General features: G+C 43.0%; 9 protein-coding genes. 2 read left to right on the plus strand and 7 right to left on the minus strand.

Annotated elements, in window-relative coordinates; all coding sequences use genetic code 11:
• Nucleotides 1-7 precede the first annotated feature (7 nt).
• Nucleotides 8-1162, minus strand: coding sequence for an acyl-CoA dehydrogenase family protein (locus FOC32_RS12145; RefSeq protein ID WP_034171043.1), 1155 nt, complete (start codon nucleotides 1160-1162; stop codon nucleotides 8-10).
• A 343-nt stretch (nucleotides 1163-1505) separates the two neighbouring features.
• Nucleotides 1506-2581, minus strand: a protein-coding gene (locus tag FOC32_RS12150; protein WP_175965977.1) for an IS3 family transposase whose coding sequence is annotated in 2 segments (ribosomal slippage) — nucleotides 1506-2329 and nucleotides 2329-2581 — 1077 coding nt in all. Because the reading frame shifts where the segments join, the coding sequence is not laid out codon by codon here.
• Nucleotides 2582-2933: 352 nt separating this feature from the next.
• Between FOC32_RS12150 and FOC32_RS12155 the strand changes: the two genes are divergently transcribed.
• Nucleotides 2934-3770: an IclR family transcriptional regulator gene (locus FOC32_RS12155; RefSeq protein ID WP_004785687.1), complete on the plus strand. Its 837-nt coding sequence runs from the start codon at nucleotides 2934-2936 to the stop codon at nucleotides 3768-3770.
• A gap of 161 nt (nucleotides 3771-3931) precedes the next feature.
• On the opposite strand, the gene FOC32_RS12160 is transcribed toward FOC32_RS12155, so the two are convergent.
• The 5 genes from FOC32_RS12160 to betI form a co-directional block, all read right to left on the minus strand.
• Entirely contained in the window at nucleotides 3932-6130 is a 2199-nt protein-coding gene (locus FOC32_RS12160) for an OsmC domain/YcaO domain-containing protein (RefSeq protein WP_175967650.1), read from the minus strand.
• A 355-nt stretch (nucleotides 6131-6485) separates the two neighbouring features.
• Nucleotides 6486-7256, minus strand: a complete 771-nt coding sequence (locus tag FOC32_RS12165) for a hypothetical protein (RefSeq protein ID WP_175967652.1) — start codon at nucleotides 7254-7256, stop codon at nucleotides 6486-6488.
• A 127-nt stretch (nucleotides 7257-7383) separates the two neighbouring features.
• Nucleotides 7384-9039: a choline dehydrogenase gene (betA, locus tag FOC32_RS12170; protein WP_175967653.1), complete on the minus strand. Its 1656-nt coding sequence runs from the start codon at nucleotides 9037-9039 to the stop codon at nucleotides 7384-7386.
• 10 nt (nucleotides 9040-9049) lie between these two features.
• Nucleotides 9050-10525, minus strand: a complete 1476-nt coding sequence (gene betB / locus FOC32_RS12175) for a betaine-aldehyde dehydrogenase (RefSeq protein WP_175967655.1) — start codon at nucleotides 10523-10525, stop codon at nucleotides 9050-9052.
• Between the two features lie 21 nt (nucleotides 10526-10546).
• On the minus strand, nucleotides 10547-11125 hold the full coding sequence (gene betI / locus FOC32_RS12180) for a transcriptional regulator BetI (RefSeq protein ID WP_175967657.1): 579 nt from the start codon (nucleotides 11123-11125) through the stop codon (nucleotides 10547-10549).
• 270 nt (nucleotides 11126-11395) lie between these two features.
• Between betI and FOC32_RS12185 the strand changes: the two genes are divergently transcribed.
• A complete protein-coding gene (locus FOC32_RS12185) occupies nucleotides 11396-13432 on the plus strand; it encodes a choline transporter (protein WP_004785675.1) in 2037 nt (678 codons plus the stop codon).
• Nucleotides 13433-13455: the final 23 nt, after the last annotated feature.

Here is a 13455-nt window from a genome sequence, read left to right on the forward strand (position 1 = left end):
CTGCTGTTTACGCGGTCGCTTGTTTAATCATTTCACGTGCGATGATGATTTGCTGGATTTGAGTTGTACCTTCATACAGACGGAACAAACGCACATCACGGTAGAAACGTTCAATTGAATATTCACTGATATAGCCCGCGCCACCATGAATTTGCAGACAGCGATCCGCTACACGGCCACACATTTCAGTCGCAAACATTTTCGCGCATGAAGATTCAGTAGTCACATTCTTGCCTTCGTCACGCAGGCGGGCAGCATCTAGAACCATACATTTCGCTGCATAAATTTCAGCTTTAGAGTCTGCCAGCATGCCTTGGATGAGCTGGAAATTCGCAATCGGTTGACCGAACTGCTTACGTTCCACTGCATAATTTAAAGCATCTTCCAGCATACGCTCTGCCATACCTACGCTATAGCCAGCAATATGCAGACGGCCTTTATCCAGAACACGCATTGCAGTTTTAAAGCCAATGCCTTCAACACCACCGATCAACTGATCTTTATGAACTTTACAGTTGTCAAAAATCACGTCACAAGTGTATGAACCATGTTGGCCCATTTTTTTATCAATTTTGCCCAGACTTAGGCCCGGTGTATTCGCTTCTACCAGGAATGCAGAAATGCCGCTTGCACCTTTGATATCAGGATTGGTACGCGCCATCACCGTAAATGTCGTTGCACGCGGTGCATTGGTAATAAAACGTTTGGTACCGTTTAAAATATAGTAATCGCCATCTTTAACCGCGCTGGTTTTTAAAGATGCTGCATCTGAACCTGAATCCGGCTCAGTTAAACAGAATGAACCAATGATTTCACCAGTCGCATAACGTGGCAGGTATTTCTGTTTTTGCTCTTCAGTACCGTCAATCACGATCCCGCTTGAACCGATCCCGTTATTGGTTCCAATCAAAGAACGGAATGCAGCTGATGTACGGCCTAATTCCATTGCGACCAGAATTTCCTCTTCCATGGTGATACCTAAACCGCCGTATTCCTCTGGAATGGTCAGGCCAAACAGACCTAATTCTTTCATCTGCTCGACAATACGCTCAGGAATCGCGTTGCTTTCTTCAACCTCATGTTCTAAAGGAACTAGTTCATTTTTGACAAAGTTACGAATAGTCGAAAGAAGTTGCTCGAGCATTTCCGGATCGCGAATCATAGGGATCTCCATGTTATTTAGTTCATCTGGGTAAATTCCTTTACCCTTTAATTTTAGTTTCGTAATACGAAATAAATAATCATAAAAATTCATTTTGAGCAAGAAAAATTATTAAAAATTTTATTTTTTAACCGAAAAAGCAAATTTTTCTAGCATTAATTAAAAATTATAGCTAGAATTTTATTTCACAATGCGAAATTTTTAGATTGTTAATAGATTTAGAAAAGAGTTAAATGATCGGAATCAGATCATAATTGATTCTATAAAAGCGCAGTGAGATAACAAGATTTGGTAATACCCCCATTTTTAATTGAGTTAATGAGTAGAAAAATCGAAGCCTTTATCATTGTTTAAATTTAGGTGGTTTACCATCAACTGACATATGAGGTCGTTGATGATTATAAAAGTGTTGCCATGCTGTTGTATAGTCTTGAACATCTTCAAGTTCTCGAAATAAATATTGATTTAAACATTCATAACGTACTGTCCGATTGAAGCGTTCTACATACGCATTTTGTTGTGGATTGCCAGGCTGGGTAAATACATGCTCAATTTCATGCTGCTTACACCATGCCTCCATTAAATCACTGATGTACTCTGGTCCATTGTCACTTCGGATTCGTTTTGGTTTACCTCGCCATTCGATGAGTTGATCCAACCCTCGAAGTACTCGTTCGGCGGGTAAGGAGAAGTCAATCAAGATATCTAATGACTCACGGTTATAGTCATCAATGACGTTGTGCACACGGTAACTGCGGCCATCACTGAGTTGATCGTGCATAAAGTCCATTGACCATGATTCATTCTGCGCTTCTGGTACTGCAAGAGTTTCAGGCTTTATTCGTTTAATGCGTTTGTTGGGTTTAATCCGAAGGTTAAGCTCAAGCTCCTTATAAATGCGATAAATACGCTTGTGATTCCAAGGGTAGCCTTGGACATTACGCAGGTACAAAAAGCAAAGCTTAAATCCCCAAGTCTTATTCTCATTGGTGAGCTTAATCAGCCAATCTGCAATAACCATATTCTGCTCCTTCAATTGAGCTATATAGCGATAACAGGTTTGACTGACTTGGAATATGAGACAGGCCTTATTCACTGATATCTTATATTGCTCAACGGCTTGTTGAGCAAGTGACTTGCGTTGCGTTGGCCTTATAACTTTTTTGACAGTGCATCCTGAAGAATGTCTGCTTTAAGACGTTCATCCGCATACATGCGCTTTAGGCGGGCATTTTCTGTCTCTAGCTCTTTAAGTCGAGTCATCATGGAAAGATCCATGCCGCCATATTTGGACTTCCATTTGTAAAAAGTGGCAGAACTCATGCCATGTTCTCGGCATAGATTAGGCACTGGAGTACCTGCTTCAGCTTGCTTCAAAATACTCATGATTAAGCTGTCCGAATATTTAGTTGTTTTCATAGAAAATCTCCTTAGGTCAAGGCTATTCGATTTTCTACTTTTAAGTTCAATTATTTTTAGGGAGCATTACCATTTCAATTAAATCGTGCTGATGATTCTAGTTTTGGTTAGCCCCATTTTTCTGAAATTTTTCTGGCGAACTTTAAATTTTCTAAAGATACTTAAAAATCATTACAGGTCTCAAAAACCTATAAATTCTGCATCGTTTTTAGCTGAATAGCACTAATTGACTTAAATACAGATAAAGTGAGCACTTTTTTATTTATTTTTATCATTAATAGAAGTGTTTTATTTTGTATCGTGAAATTTAATTGCTATCATATTTATTAATTTACCTTTAATTGCTCTGACCATGACAAAAAATAAAACTGGCGAAATACCTAATTTTGATGAGATCCGTTTAGATCCGATTTCACATATTCATAGAGAAAATAACCCACAATTTATCGCATCTATTGCACGTGGTTTAGAAATCCTCAGATGTTTTTCCGCAACGAATCAATTACTGGGCAACCAGGAAATTGCACAGCTAACTAATCTGCCAAAACCGACTGTTGCCCGGATCACCAGCACGTTGGTTTCTTTAGGTTATCTAAAACAGTTACCGAATACGACCAAATACCTGTTGGACGTTGGTGTATTGGCTCTGGGTTATGCGGCGCTAAGCAATATTTCGGCACGTACACAGGCATATCCATTTATGGAAGAAATGTCACGTTATGCGCAAGCGCCAGTGGCAATGGCAACCCGTGATCGCCTGAGCATGATTTATCTGGAAGTCGTTCACACAGAGTCTACTTTAACCATGCGTCGTCCAGTTGGCTCTACCCTGCCTATTCATAGTAGTGCGATGGGTCGTGCCTGCCTGGCTGCGATGGAAGTTAAAGAACGTGAATATCTGTTCGATGCGATCAAGAAAAGAAATGAAGATCAATGGCCAACCATTAAGCGTAATTTAGAACGCGCCATTCGTGATTATCAGGATTATGGCTATTGCTTATCTCTCGGTGATTGGGCCAAAGATGTGAACTCTGTTGCAGTGCCATTGATTCATCCTAAACATGGTATTTTGACTTTTAACTGCGGCGCACCAACCTATCTGCTCAATCAGGAAAAACTGGAAAATGAAATCGGTCCTCGTCTGATTCATATGGTCAATAACATTTCTCTGACTTTAAATAATATCTAAGCTGTTATTTAAGATTAAAATGGGCGGCAATGATCGCCCTTTATTTTTCTTTTTTAAAACACTCGCAAAATGTTAGAGCAATATAAAAAATAGCCCATTCTAAGATGGGCTATTTTTTAAAGATTTAAAGACCAGTAAAGTCAGCTAATCATCTTCACTTATTACGCTGCTACAAACTTGGCGCGCGCTGCATGGAGTTTCTTGTAGCTATCAATTAAACGCAGATGACGATCCAGACCTTCAAGCTGCATATTGGTTTCAGCTAAACCGTAGAAACGTACTGTACCTTCTAGTGAACCGAGGACTGCATCCATACGGGCATCGCCAAACATACGGCGGAAGTTGTGTTCATAGTCTTCCAGTTCCATTTCATCGTCCAGAATGACTTCAAGCACTACATTCATGCATTGATAGAACAGGCCACGTTCAACGGTATTCGTATTGTATTGCAGGAACTGCTCGACCAGATCTTTAGCTTCTTCAAATTGCTGTAAAGCCATATAGATCAGGAGTTTTAGTTCCAGAATGGTCAACTGACCCCATTCAGTATTTTCGTCAAACTCAATCCCGATCAGGGTACGGATCTCGGTGTAATCATCTTCATCTGCTTCTTCCAGACGTTCAACCAGAGCTTCTAGCTGTTCGTCATCCAGACGATGCAGGTTCAGAATATCTTCACGATATAACAGCGCCTTGTTGGTATTGTCCCAAACCAGATCTTCCACCAGATAAATTTCAGAATAACCCGGTACCAGAATACGACAAGCGGTTGCACCTAAATGCTGATAGACCGCCATATAAACTTCGTGACCCATCTCTTCAAGAATGGTAAACAATTCCTGCGCTTCATCGACATTTGAGTTTTGGCCATTATTGGTGAAATCCCACTCAACAAAATCATAGTCAGATTTTGCGCTGAAGAAACGCCAAGATACGACACCACTTGAATCAATAAAGTGCTCAACGAAGTTATTCGGTTCAGTAACTGCATTTGAACTGAAGGTTGGTTTTGGCAGATCATTCAGGCCTTCAAAACTACGGCCTTGTAACAGCTCAGTCAAACTGCGTTCTAAAGCGACTTCAAAGTTAGGATGGGCACCAAATGAAGCAAATACACCACCTGTACGCGGGTTCATCAAGGTCACGCACATCACCGGGAACTGACCGCCTAGAGAAGCATCTTTGACCAGTACCGGAAAGCCTTGCTCTTCTAAGCCTTTAATGCCTTCAACAATTTTTGGATATTTTGCCAATACGTGTTCAGGTACATCCGGCAGTGCCAGTTCACCTTCCAGAATTTCGCGTTTAACCGCACGTTCGAAAATCTCAGACAGACATTGCACTTGAGCTTCAGCCAAGGTATTGCCCGCGCTCATCCCATTACTGAGATACAGGTTTTCAATCAGATTCGATGGGAAATATACAGTTTCACCATCAGACTGACGTACAAATGGCAATGAACAGATACCACGTGCTTTATTGCCCGAGTTAGTGTCATAAAGATGAGTGCCTAGTAACTCATCTTCAGGATCATAAATTTCACGGGTATGTTCATCTAAAACTTCTGCTGGCAACTCACCATTTGGACCCGGCTGGAACCATTTTTCATCCGGATAATGCACAAATTCTGCATTGGCAATATCTTCACCCCAGAACTGGTCATTATAGAAGAAATTACAGTTCAGACGCTCGATAAATTCACCCAGTGCAGATGCCAGCGCACTTTCCTTGGTTGAACCTTTACCATTGGTAAAGCACATCGGTGACTGGGCATCACGAATATGCAATGACCAGACATTCGGTACAATGTTACGCCAAGACGCAATTTCAATTTTCATGCCGAGGCCTGCCAGAATCGCAGACATATTGGCAATAGTTTCTTCAAGTGGTAAGTCTTTACCCGGAATACAGGTTAGGCTGTCTGAAGCCAGATTTGGCATCAACAAAGCCTGCGCATCGGCATCAATGCTCTCAACTTCTTCAATAACAAATTCAGGACCAGTTTGAATCACTTTTTTGACGGTACAGCGGTCGATCGAACGCAAAATCCCCTGACGGTCTTTTTCAGAGATATCAGCCGGTAGCTCGACCTGAATTTTAAAAATCTGTTTGTAGCGGTTTTCAGGATCGACGATATTGTTTTGAGACAGACGGATATTGTCGGTTGGAATGTCACGCGCTGCACAATAAACTTTAACAAAATAAGCTGCACACAACGCAGAAGATGCCAGAAAATAATCAAATGGACCTGGCGCAGAACCATCACCTTTATAGCGGATCGGCTGATCGGCGATTACCGTGAAGTCATCGAACTTAGCTTCCTGACGAAGATTATCGAGATAATTGACCTTAATTTCCATGTGGATACCTAAATATTCTTATGTGCCACCACGGACAGATAAGATGCTAAATCTGAATATACAAGCCGAATCACGGAGGAGAATTTGACTCAAAAATAATAATAACCCGGGTTAAACCTTCAACTAGTTAGTTTCAGGATAAGCTCGAGTAAGAATGGGCGCTATTATAGAATCATTTTATGAAATTGATAATGTTTGCTCGAATTTCCTGCAGATTTATCAAAATATCTGTTAATTAAATATTCAGAAAATCTTGCTTTAAGCCGGGAACAGACTGTTTTTATTAATACTTGCTGTTCCCGGCTGGATTTTATGGACTGGGAAATGCATTTTTTAAATCAGATCAAGATCCAAATTAAAAATCATAGCCAATACCAAACACAGCGAGATCGCGCTGTTTATCACCAAAACGGTCATAACCACCAAAGATATAATCACCAGATAAGGTCAACTTCGGCGCAACTTCATAACTCAATCCGGCAGTTGCATAACGGAAAGCATGCTGTTTTGTGGTATTACCCAGCTCATTACCTTCATATTTGCCTTCATCATTAAAATAACCACCTGCTGCACCGACATGCGCACCCAGCTTATCATTAAGCTGATGGGTTAAATCCAGGGTATAAAAAGTATCGCCCTGATTGGCATAGGCCACATCATATAAATAGGTCGACACACCTGCTGTAACGCTGGTCTTGTCGTTTAGTGCACGACTTACATTCAAACCTAATTCATTTGAAGTGGTATGGCTGCCACCCGGATAATAATAGGTCGCATCCCAAAAATTCCAGTCGTAGTTTTCACTGCTATAGGTATATCCCACGATAAAATCATGTTCGAATTTATCACGACGATGTGATTTTTTGCCTTCCAGTTCCGGATAGGAATACCCTAAGGTTGAGCCCCAGTAACCGACATAAAAATTACCATAAGCCAGATTCAGTGCTGCCTGTAAGGCAACGTCATCATTTTCTGGTGCATTGGTCAGACCACGGGAGATGTATTTAGAAACTACACTGATGTTTCCACTGGTTTCAATTTTTTTTGCTTTCGTATCCTCTGCAAAACAATAAACACTAGAAACAGCAGCACAGCCGAAAAGGACTGTTTGTTTGAAAATTCTCATAAAATATAAATTATATTAAGCAAAGAATGGATAACACTGAAACCGACTACAGTTTTATCCAGCTTTGGGTAAAAATAAATTCCACTATATTCCTCATTGCAACAAGCAACAGGAATATAGCCATGACTTAAGCGCGTGGGGCCCGGTAGAAAGGCGCTGTAGAAGCAGGTAATGCCTGCTTGCCACGGATATGATCTGCAAGCTTTTCAGCCATCATGATCGTGGTTGCATTGAGGTTGCCTGTAATAATAAGCGGCATAATTGAAGCATCGATGACACGCAGACCTTGCATCTCATGCACACGCCCATAACCATCGACAACTGCCATATCATCCTCACCCATTTTACAGCTACAGGACGGATGATACGCTGTTTCTGCATGATTACGAACAAATTCATCAATTTCTGCATCAGTTTGCAGATTTTTGCCCGGACTGATTTCTTCACCACGATATGGATCCAGGGCGGGCTGATGCATAATTTCACGGGTAATGCGGATGGCATCCCGGAATTCACGCCAGTCCTGTTCGGTACTCATATAGTTGAACAGAATACTTGGATGCTCGAACGGATCTTTGGATTTCAGACTGACTCGACCACGAGATGGTGAACGCATAGAACCGACATGGGCCTGGAAGCCGTGCTCATGGATAGCATTAGTTCCATTGTAATTGATCGCCACTGGCAGGAAGTGATACTGGATGTTTGGCCATTCGAACTCATCCGAAGAACGGATAAAGCCACCGGCTTCAAACTGGTTGCTGGCACCAATTCCTTTACCTAAGAATAGCCATTCTGCGCCAATCATGGGCTGGTTATACCATTTTAATGCTGGGTATAAGCTGACCGGTTTTTTGCACTTATATTGTAAGTACATTTCCAGATGGTCTTGCAGGTTTTCACCCACACCCGGCAGGTCCTGAACCACTGGAATATCCAGACTTTTTAACAATTCAGCCGGACCTACACCAGAGCGTTGCAGGATTTGTGGAGATGCAATTGCACCTGCACATAGTAGAACTTCACGATCCGCAAAGACCTGAATCGGCTGTAAGGTATTTTGACCTTCAAAATATTCTACGCCAATCGCCTTATTGCGATTAAACAGAATTCGGTTGGTCATGGCATGGGTAATAATGGTGAGATTATCCCGGCCTTTGGCCATATCCAGATAACCACGTGCCGTACTGGAGCGACGACCTTGTGGTGTCACAGTACGATCCATTGGCCCGAAGCCTTCCTGTTGGTAGCCATTCAAGTCATCGGTACGTGGATAACCGGCTTGAACCCCAGCTTCGACCATAGCATGAAACAGCTCATTATTACCATTCTTAGGCGTTGCGACTGAAACCGGGCCTGAATCGCCATGATAGTCATTGCCGCCAATATCGCGGGTTTCAGCTTTTTTGTAATAGGGTAGACACTGCGCATAGTTCCAGTGTTCCAGACCTTTAAGGCTGGCCCACTGTTCCAGATCCATAGCATTACCACGGATATAGCACATGCCATTAATCAGTGAAGATCCGCCCAGACCTTTACCACGGCCGCATTCCATACGGCGATTGTTCATGTGGGGTTCTGGATCGGTCAGATAGGCCCAGTTATAACGGCGTCCTTGTAAAGGATAAGCTAAAGCAGCCGGCATCTGGGTTCTAAAATCCAGACGATAGTCCGGGCCACCTGCCTCAAGTAATAGCACCTTAGTATCTGGATCTTCAGTTAAACGCGCTGCCAGAACATTACCCGCAGAGCCCGCACCGATAATAATATAGTCGTAATTCATCAAATCCCCCTTATGCGCTAAATACAGATTGGAAAGGACTGAGTTCGACCTGAACCGATTTGGTCTGGGTGTAATGCTGCAAGGTCACAAGCCCATTTTCACGTCCAACACCGGAATGTTTATAACCACCGACAGGCATTTCTGCAGGCGATTCACCCCAGGTATTGATCCAGCAGATACCCGCTTCTACCTGATGAATAATTCGGTGTGCACGGGCTAAGTCTAGTGTGACGACACCTGCAGCCAGACCATAATCGGTATCATTGGCACGACGAATCGCTTCTTGCTCAGTGTCATAACTGAGAATACTCATGACTGGACCGAAGATTTCTTCACGTACAATGGTCATGTCATCACGACAGTCGGTAAATACGGTTGGCAGGACATAAGCCCCTTGGACAAACTGTTCATCCTCAGCACAACCGCCACCACATAATAGGCGTGCCCCTTCTATCTTGCCTTTTTCAATATAGCCCAGCACTTTTTCCATATGCTCAAAGCTGGACACTGGACCGAAATTGGTTTCAGGATCGAGAGGGTCACCCATACGAATATGTTCAACACGCTGTAAAATCTTTTCTTCAAATGCTGCTTTCAATGCCAAAGGCACAAATACACGAGTACCGTTGGTACACACCTGACCGGAGCTATAGAAGTTGGCCATCATGGCAATATCAGCCGCCAGATCCAGATCGGCATCTTCACAGATAATCAGCGGAGACTTACCGCCCAGCTCCATGGTAACTTCTTTCAGGCTAGAATTTGCAGCTTGTGCCATGACTTTTTTACCGGTAGAAACGCCACCGGTAAAAGACACTTTGGCAATATCGGGATGCGAAGTTAGATAACCCCCAATTTCACCACTACCGGTAACCACATTAAAGACACCATGCGGCACACCGGCTTCGGTATAAATTTCTGCCAGTTTCAGCGCAGTTAAAGGCGTAACTTCACTGGCTTTGAAAATCATGGCATTGCCTGCAGCGAGTGCCGGTGCAGATTTCCACAATGCGATCTGAATCGGATAATTCCATGCGCCAATTCCAGCGACAACCCCCAAAGGTTCACGGCGAGTATAGACAAAGGAACTGCTTCTCAGCGGGATTTGCTGGCCTTCAAGAACCGGTAGAATTCCCGCATAATATTCGAGTACATCTGCACCTGTCGTAATATCAACAGTCGATGTTTCACTAAAGGCTTTACCGCTGTCCAAGCTTTCTAATTTTGCCAGTTCATCGTTACGCTCGCGTAAAATGGCGACTGCCTTGTTCAAGATGCGCGAGCGTTGAATCGCGGTCATTTCTGCCCAGACTTTTTGCCCTTGTTGTGCAGATTCAACCGCACGATCGATATCATTTTTTGAACAGACCTGCACTTCAGCCAGGACTTCGCCTGTTGCAGGATTAATAGTTTGAAACGTGCTATTGGACGTTGCATCGACATATTGTCCATGAATATAAGGACGTTGCAGTTTGAATGTTGTCAATGGAATTCCCTCGCAGATTGGTTATTTGAGTTGTTGCCGGATATATTCACTACACAGTTCAATCGGCAGTTCTGGATCAATTTCGCCACTTACTAAAGCACCTCTTAGCCAGAATCCATCAATGAGTGCAGCCAGACCTTGTGCTGCCTTCTCAGCTTGATCCTTACTCAGCTTTTTCATGAATTCATATTTAAGATTGGAATGTAAGCGGTAATGGTTTATTTGCTGTAAACGATGTAAATCGGGCTGATGCAGACTGCTGGCCCAAAAAGCCAACCACACCTTCATGGCCGCTTTATCCGTTTGTGGAGCAGTAAAATTGCCACGCACAATTGCCAGTAAGCGTTGTTCAGGGGCGTCATTCACCTGTGACTTCATTTCAGCAACAGATTTACCTAATTGCTGCAATAAGTAACGCATTGTGGCTTCAATTAACCCATTTTTACCTTGAAAATAATGACTTATGATGCCTGTTGAGACACCTGCCCTCTGAGCAATCTGACTAATTGAAGCTTCTGCAAAACCTAGCTCATTCACTGCAGCTAAGGTGGCATCGATCAGTTGCTGACGACGGATCGGTTGCATACCAACTTTTGGCATAGGACTAACCTGAATAACGGATGTAGCAATATAAAATCACTCTGCTAAAGCAAATAGCGGAATGATGTAACAATTCCTAAACGCTTTTTTAATTGAACGTTCAATTAATAAAAATTATAGTACCAGCTCACCCTTGATGTACAGCGCAGTTTGTTTTGGATTTGCAAAAGTTTGTAATTCACGAAAACAAGGAAGCTTTAGGGCCAGCTTTTGCTTTTAAATCACACTGCACTGTAGATCATTCGGCAACAAAACGATGGTCAGAGATTTATGCAAAAGAAAAACGAAGAGGTGCAAGATAGTCTGAATAAGGTAGTCTTCTATTGTTCGGCGACGCTTATTCTGTTGTTTTCTATCATCACGATTTTATTTAATGAACAAGCCAATCTAGTCATTATTAATATTTTAAACTGGGTCAGTAGTACCTTTAGCTGGTATTACCTGCTGGCGGCAACGCTGTATCTGGTTTTTATTGTCTTTATCGCCTGCTCACGTTATGGCGAAATCAAGCTTGGTCCCAAACATTCTAAACCCGAATTTAGCCTGCTGAGCTGGTCGGCCATGTTGTTCTCAGCCGGGATCGGGATTGACTTGATGTTCTTCTCGGTCGCTGAACCCTTGTCTCATTATATGAGTCCTCCAGTCGGTGAAGCTGAAACCTTTGAAGCCGCGCGTCAGTCTATGGTCTGGACCCTGTTTCACTATGGTTTGACCGGCTGGAGCATGTACGCGCTGATTGGGGTTGCGTTGGGATATTTCAGTTATCGCTATAATTTACCACTGACAATTCGCTCTGCGCTTTATCCTATTTTTGGAAAAAGAATTAATGGCCCGATTGGCCATACGGTAGATACCGCTGCAGTACTCGGTACGATTTTTGGTATTGCCACCACCTGCGGTATCGGTGTGGTTCAGCTAAATTACGGTCTGCATGTCCTGTTTGGCTTGCCGGAAAATATCTGGATTCAAACTGCATTAATTGGTGTTGCAGTCATTATTACCATTATTTCCGTCACTGCGGGGGTCAATAAAGGTATCCGGGTCCTGTCCGAAATTAATATCTATGTATCAATCGGATTGCTGCTCTTTATTCTCTTTATGGGAAATACAGAGTTTTTATTAGCGGCTCTAATTCAGAATTTTGGTGATTATCTCAGCCAGTTCCCGAAACTCTCTTTAAGCAGTTTTCCTTTTGAGCAGCCTAAAGAATGGATGAATAGCTGGACCCTGTTCTTCTGGGCATGGTGGATTGCCTGGTCGCCGTTTGTAGGTCTGTTCCTGGCACGTATTTCCCGTGGTCGTACTATTCGTGAATTTGTCACCGGGACTTTGGTTATTCCTCTGTTATTTACCCTGACCTGGTTGTCTATTTTCGGTAACAGTGCTTTATACAGCGTGATTTTTGATGGTAATACTCAGCTTGCGACAACTGTTTTAGAAAATCCGGCACATGGTTTTTATGACCTGCTGGCACAGTATCCAGGTTTCACATTTATCGCAGGTGTCGCCACCATTACAGGGTTGCTGTTCTATGTGACTTCAGCGGATTCAGGGGCATTAGTATTGGGGAACTTCACCACTAAATTCACTAATATTGAGCATGATTCACCGCGCTGGCTGAGTGTGTTCTGGGCGATTGCGATCGGCCTGTTGACGCTAGCTATGCTAATGGCTAACGGTGTGACAGCATTGCAAAACACCACCATTATTATGGGCTTACCTTTTAGTTTCGTGATCTTCTTTGTCATGGCCGGTTTGTATAAATCCTTGCGTCTGGAGGATTTTCGTCAGGCCAGTACCAGTCTGAATGCGGCACCTGTGGTCGGTAATGTGGATATCTTGAACTGGAAGAAGCGTCTGAGCCGGGTCATGCTACATCCAAGCCTGTCCCAGACCCGGACCATGCTGGACAATGTCTGCAAACCAGCCATCGAGGCCGTTGCAACCGAGTTAATTGATAAGGGTATTCAAGTCAATATTCAGGAAAAATCACTTGAGGAAGAACCTGAACTGTATCATCTGGATCTGACTATTCAGCTCGATGAAGAAGAAAACTTTGTTTATGAAATATGGCCGGTACGCTATGACACGCCAAATTTCAGTTCACGTGGTAAACGAACCAAACGCTATTACTATCGTCTGGAAAGTTATCTGTTTGAAGGCTCTCAGGGTAACGATCTGGTCGGTTACAGTAAGGAACAGGTGATCAATGACATCCTGGATAAATATGAACGCCATATGATGTATCTGCACATTAACCGGATCAGCCCAGGTAAACGTCCACTTTTCCCGGATCGTGAAATCTAGGATCTCTCAACTACTGAAGGACG

The organism is Acinetobacter sp. FDAARGOS_724, assembly GCF_013364475.1.
Taxonomy (GTDB): Bacteria; Pseudomonadota; Gammaproteobacteria; order Pseudomonadales; family Moraxellaceae; genus Acinetobacter; species Acinetobacter variabilis.